This window comes from Dongia sp. (assembly GCF_041905885.1).
Taxonomy (GTDB): domain Bacteria; phylum Pseudomonadota; class Alphaproteobacteria; order Dongiales; family Dongiaceae; genus Dongia.
Genome location: NZ_JAYRKD010000036.1, coordinates 35,942 through 59,362 on the forward strand (window position 1 = coordinate 35,942; position 23,421 = coordinate 59,362).

Genomic DNA, 23,421 nt, shown 5'->3' on the forward strand with positions numbered 1-23,421 from the left:
ATGACCCATATCCTGACACTTGTCGCCGGGGAGCGCGCGAGGCTCGCGCCCAAGCTCCTCGAAACGCTCGGCGCGGCCCTGCGCGATGCCGGCGCCGCCACCGGCGAAATCAACTGGCTGGCGCCGAACGACCGCGCCTGCGACCTGCCCTTCGCGCAGCTGGCCGATGACCGCGCCCATGAGATTGCGCGGGCGACGCTAGCCGATCTGCCGGTCGATTTCCACGCGCAGCCGGTCGAGAACCGCCGCAAGCGCCTGCTGATCGCCGACATGGATTCCACCATCGTCACCGCCGAGACCCTGGACGAGCTCGCCGCCGAAGCCGGCCTGAAGGACGTGATCGCCGAGATCACCCGGCGGGCGATGCGCGGCGAGATCGACTTTGCCCAGGCACTGGTCGAGCGGGTCGCCATGCTGGCCGATCTGCCGGAAGCCGCTCTGGCAAAGACCGCCGCGAACCTCACGCTGATGCCGGGTGCCGCGACCCTGGTGCACACGATGCGGGCGAACGGCGCCTTCACCGCGCTGGTCTCCGGCGGCTTCAAGTATTTCACCGCCAAGGTCGCGGCCCGCACCGGGTTCGAGCTCGATCTCGCCAACGACCTCGCGATGGCCGAGGGCCGGCTGACCGGCGAGCTGCAGGGCCCGATCCTCGACAAGGACGGCAAATTGAACGCGCTGCAGACCTTGAGCGCCGAGCGCGGCCTGACCCCGGCCGATGCCGTCACGGTCGGCGACGGCGCCAACGACCTGCCGATGCTGCTGGCCGCCGGCCTCGGCGTCGCCTATTACGGCAAGCCGCTGCTGCGCCAGCAGGTCCGCGCCCAGGTCAATCACAGCGACCTTCGAACTCTTCTCTTCTTCCAGGGTTATCTGGCCGAGGAATTTGTTTCCCCGGCCGAGGACTCATGAAGCAAGGCATCGCTGTCGCTTTCGCAATCCTGCTAACCGCCTGCAATCAAACGCCATCTCCGGAACCGTCGCCGCCACAGGCAAGCGCTGGCGCCCAGCCGCTCGAGCCCTGCGACACGGATTTCGTGGTCGTCACGCCCGCGACACCGGCTTGCGGCATCAGCCTCGGCACCGATGGCAGCGTGACCGCCGGGGAACGCCATTACCCGCCGGTCATCGCGAGCTATCAACAGGATGCGACGGGGCAGGTCGAGATCCCGCCCAAGCGGCTCATCCTCTTCCCGCCGGCGCCGCAGAGCGGCCTGCGCATCATCCAGGCCTGCGAAACCGCCGACCCGAACAGCCTCTGCTGGGCGGTGCGATTGATGAACCCGACCACCGGCATCCTGCAGAACGTGGTCGCCGGCAAATACGGTCCGGAGCACTGGATCCGCTGGAGCCCGCAGCAGCGCCGCGTCGCGCTGTTCAGCCAGAGCGAAGGCGCTCAATGGCTCTATATCGTGGATACCGCCAGCGGCTCGACTGCCAGCTATCCCGATCCGTCGGAGAACGCCAATTGGCAGATCGACCGCGAGTCCTTCACCTGGAGCGGCGACAACGCGTTTACGGTGAAGGTGAAGAGCTGCGAAGCTTGCGCGTTCGAGACGCGCAGCTTCACCCTGCCCTAATTCGCTTGGCCTGAGCGACCCTTAGCTCTTGCCGATCTTGACCGCGACCCACTGGAAGTCGCCCTTGCGGTTCACCAGCAGCGTCACCACGCGGTAGCCGTTGTCCTGCGCCGCCTTCACCCGCTCGCGCACGTCGCCGGGGGATTTGACCGCCTTCTGGTCGACCTCGACGATCACGTCGCCGGGCCGCAGGTCCTTCTCCGCCGCCGGACCGTCCTGGGCGACATCGGTCACCAGCACGCCTTCGGCGTCGCCGCCGAGGCCGTACTTGTCCCGGCCCTTCTGGTCCAGGGACGCGAGATCGATGCCGAGGCTCTCGATCTTGCTGCCTTCGTCTTCCGGCGCCGGTTGCTGGCTGGCCGGCTCGACGCTGGCCTGGTCCTCGTTCTCCGGATACTCGCCGACCTTGGCGCTGAGGTTGACTTCCTTGCCCTTGCGCCAGACCACGACGTCGACCGTCTTCTGGACCTGGGTCTCGGCGACGATGCGCGGCAGGCCGCGCATCTCGGTCACGTCGCGGCCGTCGAACTTCAGCACCACGTCGCCCTGCTTGATGCCCGCGGCTTCGGCCGGGCCGCCTGGCGTCACGCTGGCGACCAGCGCGCCCTTGGCACCCGGCAGCTTCAGGCCTTCGGCGAGGTCGGGGCTGACCGACTGGATGCGCACACCGATCCAGCCGCGGCGGGCATGACCGAACTCGCGGATCTGGTCGATGATCGGCTTGGCGAGATTGGACGGGATCGCGAAACCGATGCCGACCGAGCCGCCGGAGGGCGAGTAGATCGCCGAGTTGATGCCCACGACCTCGCCGTCCATGTCGAACATCGGGCCGCCGGAATTGCCGCGGTTGATCGAGGCGTCGGTCTGCAGGAAATCATCATAGGAGCCCTGGCCGATGTCGCGCTGGCGCGCCGAGACGATGCCCGCGGTCACCGAGCCGCCGAGGCCGAAAGGATTGCCGATCGCCAGCACCCAGTCGCCGATGCGCATGTCGTCCGAATTGCCCCAGTTGACGAAGGGCAGCGGCTTGCCGGCCTCGATCTTCAACAAGGCGAGATCGGTCTTCTCGTCGGTGCCGATCAGCTTCGCCTTGAACTCCTCGTTGTCGTGGGTGATGACCGTGATCTCGTCGGCATTCTCGATCACGTGGTTGTTGGTGACGACGAAGCCGGTCGCGTCGATGATGAAGCCGGAGCCGAGCGAGGTCGCGCGCCGCGGCTTGGGCGCCTCGCCGCCCTGCTGGCGGTCGAGGAACTGGCGGAACAGCTCGTCGAGGTCCTGGCCCTGGTTGTCGGCGCTCAGGGTCTGGGTGGTCGAGATGTTGACCACCGCCGGCAGGGATTTCTCCGCGAGATCGGCGAAGCCATCCGGCACGCCGCGCGCTGCGGCCGTCCCGATCAGACCGCCGCTCAAACCCGCCGCCAGCAGCGCGGCCAGGACCACCGATCGCAACAGCTTCAACACAACGCTCCTTCGTGAAGTCGAACACGCCGCCGGGCAGCCCCGCGGCCATTTCCGATCATAGCAACGCCACCGCCCCGGCGGCAATTTCCCCCATGACCCCGCAGGGTCACTTTATCGGGGGTATTGCGGCCGGATTGTGGCGAATACGCTGGGATTCCGGGCGTTTACTGGCTACCCGATTCCGGAGCGGCGCCTTCGGCCGGCTGTTCCGGCTGCAGTCCCGGCGCCGCCTGCGGCTTTGCCGGGGGCGGCGCGGCCGGGGTATCCGGGTTCCGGTCGAAGAAGCGGAAGAAGTCGCCGCTGGGCGCCCCGACGAAAGTCGTATTCTCGCCGCCCAGCCCGAGCTGCATCGCCTGCATCGAGCGGTAGAAGTCGAAGAACTTCGGATCGCTGCTGTAGGCCTCGTTGTAGATCCGGGTTGCTTCGGCATCGCCCTCGCCGCGGGTGATCGACGCTTTGCGCTGCGCGTCGGCCAGGGTTACCACGCGCTCCTTGTCGGCTTCCGCCTTGATTTCCAGGGCACGCCGGGCGCCGTCCGCGCGGATGCCGGCGGCTTCCTGCGCGCGCTGCGAGCGCATTTGGTTGAACACCGCCTCGCTGTTCTGCGGCGGCAGGTCGACGCGCTGGAACCGGACATCCACGATGCGGATGCCGTAGGGCGCCGCCGCCTGCCGGGTCAGCTCCTGGGTGATCAGCGACATCAATTCGGCGCGCTTGGGCGTCAGGATGTCCGTCATCGGCGTGTTGCCGACCGCCGAGCGCAAGGTCGAGATCAGCACGGCGCCGATCTGGCCTTCGGCGTTCATGGTCGTCTTGGCGACCTGGTAGAACTTCAGCGGATCGGTGATCTGGTAGCGCACGAAGGCGGAGATGACGACGCGCTTCTGTTCCCGGGTCAGCAGCAGCTGCGGCTCGACGTCGAAGTTGCGCACCCGCTTGTCGAGATAGGTCACGTTTTCGACGATCGGCAGGCGGAAGTAGAGACCCGGCTCCTTGATGATGCGCTTGGGCTCGCCGAACTGCAGGACCAAAGCCGATTCCCGAAGCGTCACGGTGAAGGCCGCCGCGTAGAGTCCGATCGCGGCGAGGATGACCGCGGCGATGGCGATGACTGGAATACGGTGTCTCACTGGCTCGCTCCCGCCGGCGCAGCCGACTGCTGGTTTGCATCAGGTTGCGGCATGACCGCAGGGGAGTTGCCGAGGGACGACGATCCGCCGCCGGGCGTCGATGTGGTGCCCTTTTTCAACAACTGATCCAGCGGCAGATAAGGGATCGCTCCGTTGCCGCCGGCCGACTGGTCGATCAGCACCTTGTTCATGCCGCCGAAGATGTTCTGCATCGATTCCAGATAGATCCGGCGCTCGGTCAGGCTCGGATCGAGCTTGTACTGCTCATAGACCGAAAGAAACCGCTGCGCCTCGCCATGGGCGTTGGCGACCTTCTCGGCTTTGTAAGCTTCGGCCTGCCGCACCATCTGGACCGCTTGGCCCTGGGCGCCCTGCACCACCTTGTTGCGATAAGCCTGGGCGTCGTTCACCGCGCTGGTCGCGTCGTTGCTGGCGCGCTGCACGTCCAGGAAGGCGTCGATCACTTCCTGCGGCGCACCGACGTCCTGCAGAGAGACCTGCTCGACGTTGATTCCGGCGTGATAGCTGTCGAGCATCTTCTGCGCCAGGGTCATCGCCTGGGTCTCGATCTTGGCGCGGTCGGCGGTGGTCGCGGCCTGGAACTCGGATTGGCCGATGATCTCGCGGATCGCCGATTCGACCGCCTTCTTGACGGAGTCTTCCGGCTCCTGGATCTCGAACAGATACTGCTGGACCTGCTCCGGACGGATGCGCCAGAGCACGACCGCCTCGATCTTGATGATGTTCTCGTCCTTGGTCAGCATCAGACTCTCGCCCTGCACCTCGGTGCTGGTGGTGGCGGCTTGGCGAAAGCCGATCTCGGTGCGGAAGCGCTGCTGCACGTCGGGCGTTTCGACATGGCCGATCGGCACCGGATAGTTCCAGTGCAGGCCCGGCTCGACCGGCGGCCCCTTGTACACGCCGAACACGGTCTCGACGCCGACCTCGCCCGGATTGACCACGTAGAAGCCGGTCGCGCTCCAGAGCGCCACCACCCCCGCCGCAATCAGGCCGAGGCCGCGCCAGGAGCCGAATCCCCCCGGCAGGACGGACTTCATCCGGTCCTGGCCGCGGCGCAGCATCTCTTCAAAATCAGGGGGACGATTGCCGCCGCCGCCACCGCCGACGGGACCGGTACCGCGACCCCAGGGGCTCTTGCCACCGCCGCCCCAAGGACCGCCCTGATTGTTCCAAGCCATGAAGTACCCCTCGCCGCCTCGGCTGTTCTTGTTGGTGGTCCGCCCCGGCCGCCAATTCGGTAGGCAACCCAGGGGCAAGGCCTTATATGACAGCCCGGAAGCCGCCGCAACGCGCCGGCCCCGGTTTCGCCCCTGGTCTCCCGAAGGGTCGTCTGTGGCGCGAAATATGGGAATCCTGCCCAATAAGATCAAGGTTTGGAAAGCATAGGGAAGAAGATGGCCTCGGTGACGGAAGCCCAGATTCGAGACGCATTGCGCGCGGTTCCGGCGCCCGATGGCGGCGGTGACATCGTGGCGCGCGGCATGGTGACCGGCCTCGTGCTGAAGAACGGCAATGTCGGCTTCTCGATCGAGGTCGACCCGCGCGAAGGCCCGAAGCTCGAGCCGCTGCGCAAGGCCGCCGAGAAGGCCGTCGAACAGCTTCCCGGCGTGCTTTCGGTCACGGCGGTCCTGACCGCGCATCGCGGCGGCGGCGCGGCGGCACCGCAGCCGCACAGCCACGATCATGGGCATGACCACGGCCACACGCATAATCATCCGCAGGGCGCGCCACAGCAGCGCAGCGCCCCTGGCCGCACGCCGGTCGCCGGTATCCAGCACATCATCGCGGTGGCCAGCGGCAAGGGTGGCGTCGGCAAATCCACCACCGCCGTCAACCTCGCCCTCGGCCTTTCCGGTCTCGGCCTGAAGGTGGGCCTGCTCGACGCCGACATTTATGGCCCGTCGATCCCGCGCCTGCTCGGGATCAGCGGCAAGCCGGACACCACGCCGGAGAAGAAGCTGAACCCGATGCAGAAGTTCGGCCTCAAGGTGATGTCGATGGGCTTCGTCGTCGCCGAGGACACGCCGATGATCTGGCGCGGCCCGATGGTGATGAGCGCCATCACACAGCTGCTGCGCGAGGTCGATTGGGGTCCGCTCGACGTGCTGGTTTGCGATCTTCCGCCCGGCACCGGCGATGCGCAATTGACCATGGCGCAATCGGTGCCGCTGTCCGGCGCCGTGATCGTCTCGACGCCGCAGGACATCGCGCTCATAGACGCGCGCAAAGGGCTCAACATGTTCAGGAAGGTCGACGTGCCGGTGCTCGGCATCGTCGAGAACATGAGCTACTTCACCTGCCCGCATTGCGGCGGCCGCAGCGACATCTTCGCCCATGGCGGCGCCCGGGCCGAAGCCGACAAGATGCAGACGCCCTTCCTCGGCGAGATCCCGCTCGACATCCAGATCCGCGAGACCTCGGATGCCGGCACGCCGATCGTGGCCAAGCAGCCGGACTCGCCGCACAGCGCCGCTTATCGCGCCGTGGCCGAGCAGGTCTGGCGCCAGCTCAATGACCAGCCGCTGCGTCCGGCGCCGCGGATTGTAATTCAGTAGGGGCCGGCGGCGAGGCCGGCTGTTCGCTCAGCAGCCCGACCTTGCGCGCCGCGAGATAGCGATAGTGCCGCCCACCGCCGGCGCGGCTCTCGGCGAGGCAGGAGAAGACGAGCTTGATCGCATGCTCGTCCTCGCTGGCGACGGCCGCCGGCAGGATCGCATTCCAATCCGGCAGGTCCGCGGCGATGCGTTCCGCGGCCGCTGCGGCCGACGGTATCTCCGGCCGATCCAGCGAGAGGTAGAGCGCCAGCAGCGCGCGCCAGACCTCGCGCGCGAAGCCGCGGCGGTCGATGGCGAAATCGCTGAGGATCCGGGCCGCATGCAGGCCCGTCACCGCATGCAGGCTGTTGAAGTCGTCGGCGCCGAGGAACAGCAGGGCCGCGGTCTGCCGCAGCCGCTCGAGCGTCAGGTCATCGACCTCCAGCGACGCCGCAATCAGCGGAAACAGCGTCGTGTCGGCCGCCCGCAGCATCTCCCGGTCGATCAGCGCGTCGGCATCGGGCTCGAACTCCAGCCCCGGCCAGCTGCGCGTCTTCAGCAGGACTTGCAGCGGGTCGTCGCTCGACGCGAACGGCAGTTCGGCCGGCATGTCTGGACGCTCCGGCAGCGCCAGGTATCGCGAGGCCCAGTAGGCCAACCCGACGGCGATCTCCTCCGGATCATCGGCGATAACGCCATAGGCGGTGCGGATGATCGGATGAAACGCCGCGGCGGCGAGCCCCGCCGCAAGCCCTGGCAGGTAGGCGCGCAAGGCCGCCCGCGCATTGAGGCGCCCGATCTCGCGGCGAAAGAAGCCGAGATAGTCGAGATAGGCGGATTCATCCCCGAGCCGCTCCCGCCAGTTCTCGGCATTGATGCCGTCGCCGGGCGTCCCCACCGGCTCCATCCTGGCCAGATAGGCGAACGCGTAGCTCTTCACGCGCTCCGGCGTTGCACCCATGCGCTCGAGCGCGATCAGGGTCATCGAGCAGTGATTGCTGAGCCCGCCTTGATAGCTCGGGTGGTAATGCCGCGCCTTCGCGAGCAATGTCTTGAGCAGCATGGGATCAGGGCCTGATCTCGATCGGCGTGCCGAGCTCGGTCGACGACCAGATGATGTCCATGGCGATGTTGCTGACGCCGATGCAACCGTTGGTCAGCGGCGACTTGGTGAACCAGCGCCAGAAATACTTCTGTCCATGGATCATGATCTCGCCGCCTTGCGCACCCCGCGCGAGGTCCGCCTTGCTCGGATAGGAGACCAGGATCGCCCGGTGATAGTCGGTCCCGGCATCGCGCCAGTCCAGCGCATAGCGACCCTCCGGCGTCCGCTGGTCGCCTTCGCGCCGCTTCTGGCCGAGCGGGTTCTTGCCGAGCGAAATATCGACCTCATAGAGCCGTGCGCCGTCGCGCATCAGCCAGAGCTTCCTGGCGCTTTTATCCACCAGCACCTGGTCCACCGGGCCGATGAACAACGCGATCATCGGACCGGTCATCGTGACGAAAGCAAGAAAGCCGAGCAGCGGGAGCGCAACGGCGCAACACAGCACCGTCAACCTGCGGCTTGGACGCCAGCCTCGCGGCCTCGGCAGAACGAGCGGCGGCGCGGTCTCGACCGCGATGGCAGCAACTTCGGACATCGCCAAATCAGTGCTCGCCGTTCAGCACGGCCTGTAGCTCGGACCATTCCCGCTTGCCGAGACCGCTGGTCTCGAGCGTCACGGTTTCGCCTTTGAGCATCCGCCGGATCGCATCGAGTGCACCCTTCGAGAGCGTGGTCGCGTGCAGCCGATGCTGCTCGAAGGCCTCCGCCGTCAGCGGCACCCATTTCCTGAGCACATCCACCATCGCGTCAGCATAGACGCGGATCTCGTACTGGGCGTGCGGATCGGCGCGCAGGCTGAGGAAATGCATGAAGTTGTGGAGATCGATCTTCCAGTACCACTGGGTATAGAAGTTGAGGCTGAGATTCATCCGCGCGAGCTCGCGGGCGAGACCCTGCTTCTCGGCGTCGATCGTCTCGCCGGCTTCGGTCTCGTTCAGCATCTCGGCATAGTGGTCGTAAACGGTGGTCGAATCCTGCTTCAGGATATCGAGCACCCGCGCCGCTTCCGCGCCGGTCAGCACGTCGCCGCGCCCCTGGCGGTTCGCCACGGATTGCGCCGCCAGCTGCCCGGGCGCCGGGATGTAGAACTCGCGATCCAGGATCGAGTAGCGCGCCGAATACTCGTTCACGTTGGCGGTGCGATGGCGGATCCATTGCCGCGCGACGAAGATCGGCAGCTTCACGTGGAACTTGATCTCGCACATCTCGAAGGGCGTCGAATGCCGGTGCCGCATCAGATAGTGGATGAGGCCCTTGTCCTCGCTGACCTTCTTGGTGCCCTTGCCATAGGAAACCCGCGCCGCCTGCACCACCGCGTTGTCATCGCCCATGTAGTCGATGACCCGGACGAAGCCGTGATCGAGCACCGGGATCGCCTGGTAGAGCACCTCTTCCAGGGCCGGCGCCACCGGCCGGCGGGTCGACGCGGATTCGGCGCGCTGGCGGTCGATCTCGGCTTGCTGGTCCTGGGAAAGCGGCATGATTCGGGCAGTCCGGTATTCGCGAAACGGGCGGGACTTTTACGCGATCCGGACGCCGGGGGCAATTAATGGCCGGTTTGATTTAGGGCCAGTCCTTGCCTATATTAACGATTGTCGGGCAACCGACTATGGCGATAAACGCTCTGTAGAATAAGCGTTGCGGACCCGGGGGCAGTACCCGGCGCCTCCACCAAATTCATCCTCCTGAGCCTCGGCGCAGGAGGACTTATGGGGGCGAAACAGGATCGACGCGCGTGGTAAAGGCAGAGTTTTTGCTCGGCATGGTACCGCCGTTATCGGGCCATTTCAGAGATGCCAACGACAACGTTGCATCTGATCTTCGTCTGGCGGCCTAATAGCCCTCGCGGGCTATAAGCTGTTGACTTAGAACGCGGTTCGGGGGGCGCCGGGCAACAGAATGCCCCCCACTGAATTTTCGACCGGATCCCGGACGAAGGCGCCCACAAAGAGGCGCCGCCCCTGTAGATTGACAGGGCAGGGTTCAAAGGGAAGCGGCAGGGGAACGGCTGGATCGGCATGGCAAAGGACGAACTGGGGTACGATCGGATTGTCGAGCGGCAGCTTCGCGGCGTCGCCCGTGAAGTCCTGGCCCAGGTGTCGACCAAGGGCCTGCCCGGAGACCACCACTTCTACATCACCTTCCGCACCGATTTCCCCGGCGTCTCCATGGGGCCCGGGTTGAAGGCGCAATTCCCGAAAGAGATCACAATCGTGCTCCAGCATCAGTTCTGGGGTCTCGAAGTGACCGACGAATCCTTCGCGGTGACATTAAGTTTCAGCGGCAAGCACGAACGCCTGCACGTACCCTTCGAGGCGCTGGTGAGCTTCACCGATCCATCGGTGAAGTTCGGCTTGCAGTTCGAATTGAAGAATCAGCAAGTCGAGCTGCAACCCGCCGACAAGGCGGCGCCGGTCGTCGCCGCGAAAGAAGAAGCGCCGGCCGCGCTGCCGAAGAAATCCGACGCGACCAAGCCCGCCGAAGGCAACGCCGCCGACGGCGCAAAGCCCGCGACCGTCATCGCGCTCGACAATTTCCGCAAGAAGCACTGACCTCTCGCCGGCGCGCGCGAATTTTCGTGCGCAATCTCACATTGTGGCGGGTTGACGCAGCGCGTTCGACTCGGTATGTTGCGCGCGCCTCTCAAATCAAGGAGGAGGTTGTCGAATGACTTGCAACATGAACGGCGTTTCGCACGCCTGATTCGATACCGGCGACGGCAGCATGCCTTCGCTCTGCGACTCCTTGAATTAAGCCAGAACATTTAAGACAGCGCGTCCCATCCTCGGGGCCACTCTGTTGGACTCTTGATTTTCCGCGGCTTTCGCGCCGCCGGAGCTCTGGAGTCACCGTTCTTCCGCCGATTCAAAGAGTCGCGGCCGCGAAAGCATCGCGTCGCTCGCCTGCATCGAGTTGATCAACCGCTGAAACCGCCGCAGCGCCGCGCGCATCCCGAGAGGGTCGTTCGACGAACGAGAAGTCATGTCCCGATGCATCCCTGGGTGCATCCGCGCGCGACGCTTCGGCACAACCTTATGGAGAAGAAAATGGCGCTCTATCTGAGCTTCCTGAACCTGATCGCCGGCTCGCCGGGCATCCTCGACCGTTTGACGACCGCGCTGAGGCGCGATCGCAAGCGGGGCCCAAGGCCGATCCTGCTCTCGCAGTCCGGCCAGGCGCCGCCGCGCCGGCGATTCCGCGGTGAACTGTGGCGGTATCGCATCCAGTCGATCCGCCTAGTCGAGCTCTCGCCGCATCTGCGGCGCGACATCGGCCTCGACAGCTAGTCGCCCGCAAAGCCCTCCCCCGACTGCGAATGCGGACATTCGTCCGCGGGGCGGGGGAGGGTGGCGGCGATAAATCCATTGCCGCCGGCCTGCGCGCATCTACCATCGCCGCATGCCCAAGCCGCCTTCCCTGCAACAGAAACTGGTCGATGAGATCGACGCCAAGCTGGCGCCGCTCGGGCATTTCCGCGCCCGACCGATGTTCGGCGGCTATGGCCTCTATCTCGATGGCGTGATCTTCGGTCTCGTCGCCTGGGACCGGCTCTGGCTGCGGGTCGATGATCGCAGCCGCCCGGATTTCGAGCAGGCCGGCATGCCGCCCTTCGCCTATTCCCGCGGCGGAGCGTCGGTCAGTCTCAGCTATTTCCGCTGCCCCGACCCCGTCCTCGGCGACTCCGCCAAGCTTCGGAAATGGGTCCGGGAGGCGCGCCGGGCCAGCGTCGAGCGGCCGAAACCCCGCCGGAAACGGCCGCCAGCCGGCCGCTCGAGGAATCCCGCCCGCAGTTGATCTGAATCAATGATCTCTATTGCCCGCTGGGTCATGGTGCCCCCGTACTGAAGTCAGGAGCACTCCATGTCTGCGGTCGGCAAAGGCGACACCTCGCCCTTGGTCTTGGTGGTGGACGACGAGCCGTCGGTCCGGGCCACGCTTTCGCTCTGCCTGCGCGCCGCCGGCTACCAGACGATCTGCGCCGAGGACGGCCGCGCCGCCCAGCAGCTGATCCACGATTTCAGCCCCAGCGCCATCGTCGCCGACATCTTCATGCCGGTGCAGGACGGGCTCGGGCTGATGAACTGGCTGCGCGAGCAGGGCATCAAGATTCCGGTGGTGGCGATCTCCGGCCATGGCCGCTCGGTGGATTTCGACGGACTCGGCATGGCCCGCCGGCTCGGCGCCAGCTCGATCCTGGAGAAGCCCTTCCCCGCCGGCGCGCTCGCGGCGGCGGTGGATTCCGCGCTCGACGCCGTGGCCTACGCCTGACCTCCCCAAATCAAGCCTCGACCAGCCGCTCCGCCTGACGGGCGATATCGCCGTCGGTATCGGCGAACTTCAAGGCGATGGTGCGGAACTCCTCGCGGATCTCCAGGAACGCATCGGCGATGTCGGGATCGAAATGCCGGCCGCGTCCCTCGGCGATCATCTCGACCGCGCGCTCGTGCGTGAACGGCGGCTTGTAGACCCGGCGGCTGATCAGCGCATCGTAGACATCCGCCACCGCCATCAACCGCGCCGAAACCGGAATCGCCTCGCCCGCCAATCCCTCCGGATATCCCGACCCGTCCCATTTCTCCTGGTGCGACAGGGCGATCTCCTTCGCCAGCTTCAGGAACTCGACCGGCGTACCGAGCTGCCGCTCCGCATGCTCGATGGCATCGCGGCCCAGCGTGGTGTGGGTCTTCATGACCTCGAACTCTTCCGGAGTGAGCTTACCGGGCTTCAGCAGGATCTTGTCGGGAATACCGACCTTGCCGATGTCGTGCAGCGGCGCCGACTTGAACAGAAGATCTATCGCGTGATCGGTGAAGTAGCCGGCGAAGCGCGGATGGTCGCGCAGCTTGACCGCCAGCGCTTTGACATAGTGCTGGGTGCGGCGGATGTGATTGCCGGTCTCGTTGTCCCGGGTCTCCGCCAAAGAAGCCATGGTGAAGATGGTGACATCCTGAATCGCCTGGACCTCGCGCGTGCGGCGAATCACCTCGTTCTCGAGATAGGCGTTCTTGTCCTTCAGGAAGTCCTGGCCGGCTTTCATCTGCAGATGGGTCTTCACCCGCGCCAGCAGGATCGGCGGGCTGATCGGCTTGGTGATGTAGTCGACGGCGCCGGCCTCGAGGCCGACACGCTCGTCATCGCTGCTCGACATCGCGGTCAGGAAGATCACCGGGACATGCCGCGTCCGGGGGTCTGCCTTCAATCGCCGGCAGACTTCGATGCCGTCGAGATCGGGCATCATCACATCGAGCAGCACCAAGTCCGGCGGCAGGTCCGAATGCACAATCCGCAGCGCCTTCTCGCCGGAATTGGCCACCTTCACCCGATAGTGGCTCTTCAGCAGTCCGGTGATCAGCGACAGATTGACCGGCGCATCATCGACGGCGAGGATGGTCGGGACGTTGCCTGATTCGACGGTTTCCATAAGTCCCATCCTTTCAGAGCGCGAGATCGGCGGTTTGGGCGCCGCGGCTCAATTCCTGCAAAGCAGCATCGAAATCGAAGGCATGCGACGCCTCGGCCAGAGCCTCGAACCCCGAGGCGCCGAGGGCCGCACGCAAGGTCTCGGCCTCGGCATCGACCAGATCGACGGCGTCGCTGTCGTCGCTCTTCAACAGGGTCATCAGCCGGCGCATGACGTCGCGCTGTCGCTCGGTATCGTTGGCCGCGCCGTTCTGCGGCCGCGCTTGCGGCGCCGGCAGCGAAGCCCAGAGCTCGGAGATGAGATCGCGCAGGCCGGCGCGCCAGACACCGAGCAGCGGATCGATCTTCTCGCGCGGCGCGCGCTCGCGGATGGCCGCCTCCAGCAGCCCCGCCTGTTCCTGCAGCCGGGTCGCGCCGACGTTGCCGGCCAGCCCCTTCGCGGTATGGGCCAGGCGTTGCGCGGTGGCGAGATCGCGGGCGTCCAGCGCCTCCTGCAGCAGCTGCGGCGCCTTGGTCTGGTCGCGCGCGAATTTCAGCAGCAGGTCGCTGTAGAGCCGCCGCTTGCCGAGCACGCGCGAAAGGCCGAGCTTCACATCGAGCCCGTCGATGTTGAGGCCGGCGGGGTCGAAGCCGTCGGCGAAATCGGCGGCGCTCGCCGGGTGACGGCGCGGCTCAGGCTCCGCCTCTGCGCGCGGCGTCAACCAGCGTGCCAGGGCGCCGAACAGCGCGGCCGGGTCGATCGGCTTGGCGACATGGTCGTTCATCCCGGCGTCGAGGCATTTCTGCCGCTCCGCCGCCATGACATTCGCGGTCATCGCCACGATCGGCAGGCTGTCGAAGCGCGGCTGCTTGCGGATCTCGATGGTCGCGGCGATGCCGTCCATGACCGGCATCTGCATGTCCATCAGCACCAGGTCGAAGCTGCCGTTGGGCGCCGCGCGGAGCTTCTCGAGCGCTACCGCGCCATTCTCCGCCACCTCGACCTTGAGGCCGACTTCCTTCAAGAGCTCGGTCGCGACATCCTGGTTGAAGTCGTTGTCCTCGACCAGCAGAACCCGGGCGCCCTGCAGATTGGCCGGCAGGGTGACGAGTTCCTCACCCGCGGCCTGGCTCTCGCCCCTAGACTCATCGGGTACGGTTCCGAAGATGCGGATCGTGGTGTCGAATAGCAGCGAGGGCGCTACCGGCTTGATCAGCACGGCTTCGATGCCCGCGGCGGGCGCCCGCTTCAGCACATCCTCGCGGCCATGCGCCGTCACCATGATGAGGTGCGGCGCGGGCGCGAGATCGAGGGCGCGGATCGCCGCAGCGGTCTCCAATCCGTCCAGCGCCGGCATCTGCCAGTCGAGGTAGACCGCCTGGATCGGCTTTCCGGCCGCGGCTTCGGCCTTCAGCGCCGCGACCGCCTCGGCGCCGGAACCGGCCTGCAGCGTTTCGAAGGTCATGTCCGACAGCATCTCGGCGAGCACCATGCGGGCGTGCGGGTTGTCGTCCACCACCAGCACCTTGAGCCCGCGCAGGTCCGGGTTCGGGATCAGCGCCTTGCGCTGTGCGGCACCCTTGCCGAGCTTCGCGGTGAACCAGAAGGTGCTGCCCTGCCCGGCCTCGCTCTCGACCCCGACCGTGCCGCCCATCAGCTCGGCGAGGCGCTTCGAGATCGCGAGCCCGAGGCCGGTGCCGCCGTATTTGCGCGTGGTCGAGCTGTCGGCCTGCTGGAAGGACTGGAACATCCGGGCCTTCTGCTCCGGCGTCATGCCGATGCCGGTGTCGCGCACCGAGAAGCGCAGCACCACATAGTCGTCGGCGATCGCATCCGCCTTGACCGCGATGTGGATCTCGCCGGTCTCGGTGAACTTGACCGCGTTGTTGGCATAGTTGATCAGGATCTGCCCGAGCCGCAGCGGATCGCCGCGCAGGGTCGCCGGCACCGTGCGATCGACCTCGATGATGAGCTCCAGTCCCTTGGCGCCGGCCTTTTCCGAGACCAGGGTCGAGACGTTCTCCATCACCTTCTCGAGGTCGAAGTCGATCTCCTCGGTCGAGAGCTTGCCGGCTTCGATCTTGGAGAAGTCCAGGATGTCGTTGATGATGCCCATCAGGTGCTGGCCGGCCTGCTGGATCTTCTTCACGTAGTCGCGCTGCCGCGGGTCGAGCGCGGTCTTCAGCGCGAGATGCGACATGCCGATGATCGCGTTCATCGGCGTGCGGATCTCGTGGCTCATGTTGGCGAGGAAGTCGCTCTTGGCCTGGGTCGCCGCCTCGGCCGCCTGCTTGGCGTTGAGGATCGCCTCCTCGGCGCGCTTCCTCGGCGTGATGTCGCGGACGTTGGCGAAGGCGACGTGCTCGCCTTCCATCTCCAGCATCATCAGCACGACTTCGCTGAAGAACGGCTCGCCGCTGTCCCATTTCCGATTGCACCAGTCGAAGGTGACCGGCCGGCCGGTGCGCACGACTTCGTCCAGCGCCGCCTTGACGACGTCGGCCGAGGCCTTGCCGTCCGGCTGGGTCGGCGGGGTCAGGCGAGGATCCATGATGTCCAGGCCCTGCATCCGCGCGCGGTCCGGAATGCCGAACAGCCGCAAGGCCGCCGCATTGCAGTCGAGGAAGCCCTGGGCGTTGAACAGGAAGAAGGCGTCGAGCGTGTTGTCGAAGATCATGCGGAACTTCTCTTCCGCGCGCTTCCTTTCGGTGATGTCGGTGCAGAAGCCGCAGACCGCGTAGGCCTTGCCGATCTCGTCCATCAGCGGGAACATGGTGTTGATGGCGGTGTGCATGCCGTCGACCAGCGGCAGCTGCTCCTCGGCGATCCGCACCTGGCCGCTCTCGATCACATACTTGTCGCTGGCGACGATCTCCGCGGCCGAGGCCGCCGGGAAGAGCTCATGGTCGGTCTTGCCGACCGCGTCGCCGTCCTTGAAGCCGAAGGCCGCGCTCCAATGCTTGTTGACGAAGAGATACCGGCCATCGACGCCCTTCTGGTAGATGAGGGCCGGCGCGTTGTCCATGATCGCCTGCAGCTCGGCGCGATGCCGCTCGGCGTCGCGTTCGGCCTTCAGGCGCTCTTCCACTTCGTGGCGCAGGCGACGGTTCGAGACCACCGCCCAGGCCAGCAGCAGCGCGATCGCCAGCGGGATCGGCCAGTATTTCGCGGCGATATCGCCCCAGTCGATCGACGCGACATGCGGCAGCCAGCGGTCGCGGATCTCCTGGCGCTCGGCGTCGCTGATGGTTTCGATCGCGCGGTCGATCAGGCCGGCCAGTTCCGGCCAGTCCTTGCGGACGGCGAAATGCAACTCGCTGGTCTTGAAGCCGGCCTCGCCGCGCAGGTCGAGGTTTGCGAGGTTCAACCGGCTGATCAGGAAGGTGGAGACGATGAGGTCGCCGACATAGGCGTCCGCGCGCCCGGATGCCACCGCGCGCAGCGCCGCCTCGGTGTCCTCGACATTGACGATCTTGACGGTCGGCACCTTGACCGGCAGCACATCGTTGATCGCGTAGCCCTTCTCGATCACCACGATCTTGCCGGCGAGGTCGTCGATCGAGCGGATTCCGGAATCGCTGCGCCGGGCGACCACCACGTTGTTGCTGGTGATGTAGGGCTTGGAGAAGGCGAGATAGGCTTCGCGCTCCGGCGTCTGGCCCACGGAGACCAGGAGGTCGACCTCCTGGCGCTTCGCCGCCTCGAGCACGGAGCGCCAGTCGGCATAGACAACCGGCTCGACCATGATGCCCAGCCGCTGGGTGACGAGCGCGAGATAATCGGCGCTGATGCCTTGATGCCGGCCGGTGCGATCCATCAGGTCGAAGGGCGCCCAGCCGCCCTTGTAGAGACCCAGCCGAATCGGCTGATGGTTGGCGAGCCAGGTGCGTTCTTCCGAGGTCAGCGGCACCCAGACAGAGTCGTCGTGCTGCTGAGCCCAGGCGGCGACGCTGATCGACAGCAGCGCCGAGAGCGCAAAGCAGACGGCACGCAGCATGCGGGCGAGCGTCGCCGTTGCGCGATCGATCGTTTGGCGCCGGTTGCTCGCCGCGATCATCCGGTGACCACCTCCGCTCAAGCATCCCCCTCGGGCCGATGGGATTTTACAGAAGTCTAAGGTGCGAAGATTTACCGGACGTTAAGCCTGTTCAGGCCGGATGGACCGGCTGGCGCTTCGCATTAGACGATTGAAGACAAAGGATTTTTCTTCACAGCCGCGCCGCGCGGCAGCGGCTCTGGGCCAGGTCAAATCACACCCGGACTATGATGCTAACCCTGATCTCTAAACAGGCGGGCCTCTCGTTCGCAGCACGGCGGGCCTCATCGCGGCGTGAGAAAATCACAACGGCGCCGGCGCCGTGCCGCGGCTACCGTCCGCATGCAGGCAGCATGGGGCGGGCCATCATGAATGAGGCGGCGATCGGAACGCGCGGTGGCCGGCGGCGCGGCCGTCCGGCGGAAGCCGCGCCCGGTCCGCGGCGGAGCGAAGCTTATCGCCGGCTGCGCAACCCGTTCGCGCCGCAAGCCGTGTTCTCCGACGACCGGATCGAGGCGATCCATGCGACCGCGCTGCGGGTGCTGGAAGAGCTCGGCCTCAAGGTGCTGCTGCCGGAAGCACGGCAGATCTTCGCCGCCGCCGGCGCGCGGGTCGATGAAGAGAGCCAGATGGTGCGGATCGGCCGCGACATCGTCGAGGCCGCGCTCGCCTCGGCGCCGCGTTCCTTCGAAGCCCGCGCCGGCGATCGCGCGCGCGACCTCCGCCTCGAGACCGGCGCCCTCACCTTCGTCGCCGGCTCCGGCACGCCCAACGCGACCGACATCGCGCGCGGCCGCCGCGCCGGCAGCCTCGCGGATTTCCAGGACCTGACCCGCCTCACCCAGAGCTTCGACGTGCTGCATATGCAAGCACCCTATGTCGAGCCGCAGGACATCCCCATCCATCTGCGCCATCTCGAGATGATGCGCACCCAGCTGACGCTCTCCGACAAATTCCCCTTCGTCTATGCCCGCGGCCGCCCGCAGGTGCTGGACTGTTTCGAGATGATCCGTCGCGCCCGCGGCCTGAGTGAATCCGAGTTCGCGGCGGCGGCCCACAGCTACACGATCATCAACACCAACTCGCCGCGCCAGCTCGACATCCCGATGGCCCAGGGCATCATCGATTTCGCCCGCGCCGGCCAGATCTCGGTGATCACGCCCTTCTGCCTCGCCGGCGCCATGGCGCCGATCACCATCGCCGGCGCGATCACCTTGCAGCATGCCGAAGCCCTCGCCGGCCTCACGCTGGCGCAGCTCTGCCGCCAGGGCGCGCCGGTGGTCTATGGCAGCTTCAGCTCCAACGTCGATATGAAATCCGGAGCACCCGCCTTCGGCACGCCCGAGCATTTCAAGGCGACGCTCGGCTCCGGCCAGCTCGCGCGCCATCTCGGCCTGCCCTGGCGCGGCGGCGGCGGCAGCGCCGCCAACATCGCCGATGCGCAAGCCGCCAACGAGACCCAGTTGGCGCTCTGGGGCGCCGTGCTCTCGGGCTGCAGCATGCTGGTCCATTCCGCCGGCTGGCTGGAAGGCGGCCTCGCCTTTTCCTTCGAGAAGATGATCACCGACCTCGAGGTCCTGCAATCGATCGCCGAGCTCTGCGTCGCCACCCCGGCGGATGCCGACGCCATCGGCTTCGATGCGATCGCTGAAGTGAGCCCCGGCGGCCATTTCTTCGCCACCACCCAGACCATGGCGCGCTACCGCAGCGCCTTCTACGAACCGCTGGTCGCCGACCTTTCCAACTACGGCAACTGGACCGAGGCGGGATCGAAGACCGCGACCGAACGCGCGCAAGGGGTGTGGCGCAAGATCGTCGCCGAGTTCCAGCCGCCGGCCGCGACGCAGGGCATCGCCGAGAGTCTCGACCCCTTCATCGCGCAACGCACGGCGGAAGGTGGCGCCGCGCCGGTATCCTGACGGGCCTTTTCCGCCGCCGGATTTCCCGGTAAAAGCCGCAGAACGAAGCCTCATCCGGAGCCCCTTCCCATGGCGAAAGCCGCCCCGAAGACCACCACCCGCAGCGAAACCGATTCCTTCGGCCCGATCGACGTGCCGGCCGACAAGCTCTGGGGCGCGCAGACCCAGCGCAGCCTGCAGAATTTCAAGATCGGCGGGCAACGGATGCCGGTCGGCCTGATCCGCGCTTTCGGCCTGCTGAAGCAGGCGGCGGCGCGCGCCAACATGAAGCTGAAGAAGCTCGACCCGAAACTCGGCAAGGCGATCGACGCGGCGGCGGCGGAAGTCGCCTCCGGCGCGCTGGACGAGCATTTCCCGCTGGTGGTGTGGCAGACCGGTTCCGGCACCCAGACCAACATGAACGTCAACGAGGTCCTGGCCAACCGCGCCAACGAGATGCTGGGCGGCAAGCGCGGCGACAAGAAGCCGATCCATCCCAACGACCAGGTGAACTACGGCCAGTCGTCCAACGACAGCTTCCCGACCGCGATGCACATCGCCGCCGTCCGCCAGGCGCTGGACGAGGTGATCCCGGCGCTGACGCATCTGCAGAAGGCGCTCGACAAGAAGGCCAGGGAGTTCGGCAAGATCATCAAGATCGGCCGCACCCATCTGCAGGATGCGACGCCGGTGACCTTGGGCCAGGAGTTCTCCGGCTATGCGGCGCAGGTGAAGAACGGGATCGCCCGGGTGAAGGCCTGCCTGCCGCGCCTGCTCGACATTCCGCAGGGCGGCACCGCGGTCGGCACGGGCCTCAACGCCGCCAAGGGCTTCGACAAGGCCTTCGCTGCGGAGCTTTCGGCGCTTAGCGGCGTCAAGTTCGTCGCCGCCGAGAACAAGTTCGAGGGCATGGCGGCGCATGACGCCTTCGCCGAGATCTCCGGCGCCTACAACGTGATCGCCGCCTCGCTGATGAAGATCGCCAACGACATCCGGCTCCTGGGCTCCGGCCCGCGCTCGGGTCTCGCCGAGATCAACCTGCCGGAGAACGAGCCGGGTTCCTCGATCATGCCGGGCAAGGTCAACCCGACCCAGGCCGAGGCGATGACCATGGTGGCGGCCCAGATCATGGGCAACAACGTCGCCGTCACCGTCGCCTGCTCCAACGGCCATCTCGAGCTCAACGTCTTCAAGCCGGTGATCATCCACAACGTGCTTCAGTCGGGCCAGTTGATCGCCGATGCCTGCATGAGCTTCACCGACAATTGCGTGGTCGGCATCACCCCGAACCTGCCGCGGATCAAGCAGTCGCTCGACCAGTCGCTGATGCTGGTGACCGCGCTCAACACCCATATCGGCTATGACAACGCCGCCAAGGTGGCGAAGAAGGCGCATAAGGAAGGCACCAGCCTGAAACAGGCGGCGATGGCGCTCGGCCTGCTGACCGAGAAGCAGTTCGATCAATGGGTGCGGCCGGAAGACATGCTGGGGCCCAAGTAAGACACCGCCGCAGTGAGCGTCGAGCAGCAAGTCCACATCACCTATCTGAACGGCGCGGATGTCGCTGCGCTCGCCCTGAGCGACGACGAGATCCTGGGCGCCGTCGAGTCCGGGTTGCGCGCGCAAGGGTCGGGCGCGACGGTGATCGAGCCGCGCGTGCATCTCATTCCGGAGAGCTCGGCGCAGGGACATTTCAACGTGCTGCGCGGCGTGGTGAAGCCGCTGGGCTTCGCCGGCGTGAAGGTGGTCGGCGACTTCGTCAACAACTACAAGCTCGGCCTGCCCTCCGAGATGGCGATCCTCAACCTGTTCGATCCCACCACCGGCATGCCGAAGGCGATCCTCGACGCGACCGCCATCACCGACATGCGCACCGGGGCGATGACCGCGCTGGGCGCGAAGCATCTCGCGCGGAAGGATTCCCGCGTGCTCGGCCATGTCGGCGCGCGCGGCACCGCTTATTGGAACGTGCGGCTGCTCGACCATCTGTTCGACTTCGCGGAGATCCGGGTCCATTCCAAGCGGCCGGAGAGCCGCGATGCCTTCGCGGCACGGCTCTCCGCCGATCTCGGCAAGAAGGTCGTGGCGACCGACAATTGGGAAGATTGTCTGAAGGGCGCCGACATCCTGGTCGAGGCCTCGCGCCTGCCGGCACCCGAGCCCCTGTTCAAGACCGAATGGATCAAGCGCGGCGCCTTCGTCGTTCCCTACGGCACAATGAGCGCGGTCGAGCTCAGCCTGACCGACATCATGGACAAGATGGTGGTCGATGACTGGGGCCAGTGCCGCAAGGGCCTGCCCTTCGGCGCGCTGCGCGCCCATGTCGATTCCGATCGGCTGAGCGAAGCCAACCTGCATGCCGAGCTGGGCGAGATCGTCGCCGGCAAGAAACCCGGCCGCGAAAGCGACGACGAGACCATCCTGTTCTGGCATCGAGGCCTCAGCCTCAGCGACATCGCGCTGGGTGCCGCCCTGCTCGACAAGGCGGCGGGCCGCGGCCTCGGCCAGAGCCTGCGTTTCCGCTGATGGCGGACTCGCCGACCCGGCTCAGCAAGCATTCGGTCAGCATCGCCGGCCACCGCACCAGCATCACGCTTGAAGCGGCCTTCTGGGAAGCGCTGACCGCGATGGCCCAGCAGCGTGGGACCACGGTCGCCGGGTTGATCGCGGCGATCGACGATGCGCGCGCCGCCGATCCCGCGACGCCGAACCTCTCCAGCGCGATCCGGGTCTTCGTGCTGAACGAGCGCAACACCGGCTGAGTGCGCTCACGCGGAGGCCGGGGCCGCGGCGCGGGTCGGGCGCGCGTAGCGCTCGTAGAAGCCGCCGCATTCCTTGGCCGCCTGGGCCAGGAAGGCGGCGGCCCGCTCCGGATAGTTGGCTTCCTCCATGCGGTTTGCGAAGCGGTCGAGCATCCGCAGCCGGACCACTTTCTGCGCGACTCCGATCTCGCTGGTGGCGTCCAGGAACTTCGCGCGGGTCGCGGCGTGGAGGTCCATCCAGCGCTGCGCCGGGCGGCGCGAGCCGGCCGGGTCGTAGGCGTAGACCTGGCGGCGGTCGATCTCGATGCCGAAATTCGCTTTCACCGAGGCCGCCACGCGCGTCGGGGTCTCGTAGCGCGCCAAGCCGCGCACGATGAAGGCCTTGACCTCGTCGGGCAGTTCGGGCTTGGGCTTTTGATTCTGTCTGCGTCCGGTCTGTGTCGTCGCATCCTCCGCGCCCGCGCCGTCGGCGGCTTCCGCAGAGTCTGCCGCGGGATCGGGTGCAATGCCGAGCTGCGCCTTCGCCAGCGCGCCCAAGGCGTCGATCGCCGCGTCGCGCTCCTCGCGGGTGACGCGGGGCTCATCCACCGGGTCCGATGGAATATGCAGGGAGGGCGGAATTTGCAGGGCGTACGCTTCCAGCGGGGATTCCGCATTCTGTCTGCGTCCGGTCTGCGTTGCGGGGGCATCGTCCGGCACAACGGAGAACGGCGTCGGCGCGGGCGTCTCGACCTCGGCCATAAGGGTGAACGCGGGTTCCGCCGGCTGGTCCGCCGGAAGCTGCACGGATTCCTTGTCCTGTCTGTGCTCGGTCTGCGTCGGCAGCGTGATTTCGCCTTTCCAGTAGGGGACCACCTGGTCGGCGTCGAACGCGATGCCGAAACAGCCGCGCACGGCGGCGGCGATCCGCTCGGGCGCCTCGCGGCGGCGCAAGCGGGTTTCGATGAACGACTTCAGACGGTCCGGCGAGAACTCCACGGCGTCTGCGTGCTGTCTGGTTGCGGTCTGGGTCGAGGTCATGGGGCTTCCTCACGGGGCTCGGCGACGCGGGGCCGTCGCCTTCGGTTTTTGCCAAGCGGGAACGCGGCACAAAGCGGTGCCGGAAAGCGGAAAAGCCCGCAGGGCGGGGGCGCAGGCGGCCGGGGACATGGCCACACTGCGGAAGGCAGTATAGCCTAGACGAGAAACTTATACAATAGTGTGCTTATTGCCTTAAAACGCTGCGCAGCCATGTGCTGGATTTCGGGCGCTCAGGCTGCACGCGCCCCCATCCCGGCCTTCCCCCTGAAGGGGGAAGGGGAAGATCGGCTCGGTGGCCCCCCCCCGCGCTTCGTTCAGTTCCCGCTGGCGCCCGGTTCTCCCGCGGGCTCCGTGGTCGTTTCGTTGCCGGGGACCGGAATGAGCTCGCCCGGCGCCGGTTCGGCGGGTGCCGGTTCCGCGGGTGCAGCCTCAGCGGGTGCAGCTTCGGCGGGTGCGGCCTCAGCCGGAGC

20 protein-coding genes and 1 other RNA gene are annotated in these 23,421 nt (G+C 66.5%); 12 read left to right on the forward strand and 9 right to left on the reverse strand.

From position 1 onward, the window contains the following. Both serB and ACH2CY_RS25380 read left to right on the forward strand, forming a co-directional pair. The gene (gene serB / locus ACH2CY_RS25375; protein ID WP_395022634.1) at positions 1–912 is read left to right on the forward strand and encodes a phosphoserine phosphatase SerB; all 912 of its coding nucleotides are present in this window, start codon (positions 1–3) and stop codon (positions 910–912) included. A 125-nt stretch (positions 913–1,037) separates the two neighbouring features. Next, positions 1,038–1,580: a hypothetical protein gene (locus ACH2CY_RS25380; RefSeq protein ID WP_395022636.1), complete on the forward strand. Its 543-nt coding sequence runs from the start codon at positions 1,038–1,040 to the stop codon at positions 1,578–1,580. A 21-nt stretch (positions 1,581–1,601) separates the two neighbouring features. On the opposite strand, the gene ACH2CY_RS25385 is transcribed toward ACH2CY_RS25380, so the two are convergent. The 3 genes from ACH2CY_RS25385 to hflK all read right to left on the reverse strand — a co-directional run bounded on the left by ACH2CY_RS25385 (position 1,602) and on the right by hflK (position 5,373). Beyond that, entirely contained in the window at positions 1,602–3,044 is a 1,443-nt protein-coding gene (locus ACH2CY_RS25385; RefSeq protein WP_395022637.1) for a DegQ family serine endoprotease, read from the reverse strand. Between the two features lie 164 nt (positions 3,045–3,208). Beyond that, positions 3,209–4,174 (reverse strand): protease modulator HflC, encoded by a 966-nt coding sequence (hflC, locus tag ACH2CY_RS25390; RefSeq protein ID WP_395022639.1) that lies wholly within the window; start codon positions 4,172–4,174, stop codon positions 3,209–3,211. Next, entirely contained in the window at positions 4,171–5,373 is a 1,203-nt protein-coding gene (gene hflK, locus ACH2CY_RS25395; RefSeq protein WP_395022640.1) for an FtsH protease activity modulator HflK, read from the reverse strand. Before hflK ends, hflC begins: the two co-directional genes overlap by 4 nt. A 216-nt stretch (positions 5,374–5,589) precedes the next feature. Between hflK and ACH2CY_RS25400 the strand changes: the two genes are divergently transcribed. Further along, the gene (locus ACH2CY_RS25400; RefSeq protein WP_395022641.1) at positions 5,590–6,750 is read left to right on the forward strand and encodes an Mrp/NBP35 family ATP-binding protein; all 1,161 of its coding nucleotides are present in this window, start codon (positions 5,590–5,592) and stop codon (positions 6,748–6,750) included. Here ACH2CY_RS25400 and ACH2CY_RS25405 read toward each other — a convergent pair. From ACH2CY_RS25405 to thyX, 3 genes are read right to left on the reverse strand one after another with little or no spacing between them, the layout of a single operon-like run. Beyond that, positions 6,704–7,792, reverse strand: coding sequence for a questin oxidase family protein (locus ACH2CY_RS25405; RefSeq protein WP_395022643.1), 1,089 nt, complete (start codon positions 7,790–7,792; stop codon positions 6,704–6,706). The genes ACH2CY_RS25400 and ACH2CY_RS25405 overlap by 47 nt on opposite strands. Positions 7,793–7,796: 4 nt before the next feature. After that, a complete protein-coding gene (locus ACH2CY_RS25410) occupies positions 7,797–8,369 on the reverse strand; it encodes a murein L,D-transpeptidase family protein (RefSeq protein WP_395022644.1) in 573 nt (190 codons plus the stop codon). A gap of 7 nt (positions 8,370–8,376) precedes the next feature. Next, a complete protein-coding gene (gene thyX, locus ACH2CY_RS25415) occupies positions 8,377–9,315 on the reverse strand; it encodes an FAD-dependent thymidylate synthase (protein ID WP_395022645.1) in 939 nt (312 codons plus the stop codon). A gap of 73 nt (positions 9,316–9,388) precedes the next feature. On the opposite strand from thyX, the gene ssrA reads away from it, so the two are divergent. The 5 genes from ssrA to ACH2CY_RS25440 all read left to right on the forward strand — a co-directional run bounded on the left by ssrA (position 9,389) and on the right by ACH2CY_RS25440 (position 12,103). Continuing rightward, positions 9,389–9,745, forward strand: a transfer-messenger RNA (tmRNA) gene (ssrA, locus tag ACH2CY_RS25420). Between the two features lie 107 nt (positions 9,746–9,852). Continuing rightward, positions 9,853–10,386 (forward strand): SspB family protein, encoded by a 534-nt coding sequence (locus ACH2CY_RS25425; RefSeq protein ID WP_395022646.1) that lies wholly within the window; start codon positions 9,853–9,855, stop codon positions 10,384–10,386. Between the two features lie 495 nt (positions 10,387–10,881). Beyond that, on the forward strand, positions 10,882–11,121 hold the full coding sequence (locus ACH2CY_RS25430; RefSeq protein ID WP_395022648.1) for a hypothetical protein: 240 nt from the start codon (positions 10,882–10,884) through the stop codon (positions 11,119–11,121). A gap of 112 nt (positions 11,122–11,233) precedes the next feature. After that, positions 11,234–11,629: a TfoX/Sxy family protein gene (locus ACH2CY_RS25435; RefSeq protein ID WP_395022649.1), complete on the forward strand. Its 396-nt coding sequence runs from the start codon at positions 11,234–11,236 to the stop codon at positions 11,627–11,629. Between the two features lie 66 nt (positions 11,630–11,695). Further along, positions 11,696–12,103, forward strand: a complete 408-nt coding sequence (locus ACH2CY_RS25440) for a response regulator (RefSeq protein ID WP_395022651.1) — start codon at positions 11,696–11,698, stop codon at positions 12,101–12,103. A gap of 10 nt (positions 12,104–12,113) precedes the next feature. On the opposite strand, the gene ACH2CY_RS25445 is transcribed toward ACH2CY_RS25440, so the two are convergent. Next, positions 12,114–13,256, reverse strand: coding sequence for a two-component system response regulator (locus ACH2CY_RS25445; RefSeq protein ID WP_395022653.1), 1,143 nt, complete (start codon positions 13,254–13,256; stop codon positions 12,114–12,116). Positions 13,257–13,269: 13 nt separating this feature from the next. Beyond that, a complete protein-coding gene (locus ACH2CY_RS25450) occupies positions 13,270–17,292 on the reverse strand; it encodes a response regulator (RefSeq protein ID WP_395022654.1) in 4,023 nt (1,340 codons plus the stop codon). A gap of 332 nt (positions 17,293–17,624) precedes the next feature. On the opposite strand from ACH2CY_RS25450, the gene ACH2CY_RS25455 reads away from it, so the two are divergent. The 4 genes from ACH2CY_RS25455 (at position 17,625) to ACH2CY_RS25470 (ending at position 21,931) form a co-directional block, all read left to right on the forward strand. Beyond that, positions 17,625–19,190 carry a trimethylamine methyltransferase family protein gene (locus ACH2CY_RS25455; protein ID WP_395022655.1) on the forward strand — a complete coding sequence of 522 codons (1,566 nt, stop codon included), beginning with the start codon at positions 17,625–17,627 and terminating at the stop codon, positions 19,188–19,190. 69 nt (positions 19,191–19,259) lie between these two features. Further along, positions 19,260–20,669: a class II fumarate hydratase gene (gene fumC / locus ACH2CY_RS25460; protein WP_395022656.1), complete on the forward strand. Its 1,410-nt coding sequence runs from the start codon at positions 19,260–19,262 to the stop codon at positions 20,667–20,669. A gap of 12 nt (positions 20,670–20,681) precedes the next feature. Next, a complete protein-coding gene (locus tag ACH2CY_RS25465) occupies positions 20,682–21,695 on the forward strand; it encodes an ornithine cyclodeaminase family protein (protein ID WP_395022658.1) in 1,014 nt (337 codons plus the stop codon). Beyond that, entirely contained in the window at positions 21,695–21,931 is a 237-nt protein-coding gene (locus tag ACH2CY_RS25470) for a ribbon-helix-helix domain-containing protein (RefSeq protein WP_395022659.1), read from the forward strand. Before ACH2CY_RS25465 ends, ACH2CY_RS25470 begins: the two co-directional genes overlap by 1 nt. A 6-nt stretch (positions 21,932–21,937) precedes the next feature. Here the strand turns inward: ACH2CY_RS25470 and ACH2CY_RS25475 are convergent, their stop codons facing one another. Continuing rightward, positions 21,938–22,951 (reverse strand): DUF2280 domain-containing protein, encoded by a 1,014-nt coding sequence (locus tag ACH2CY_RS25475; protein WP_395022660.1) that lies wholly within the window; start codon positions 22,949–22,951, stop codon positions 21,938–21,940. Positions 22,952–23,421 lie beyond the last annotated feature (470 nt).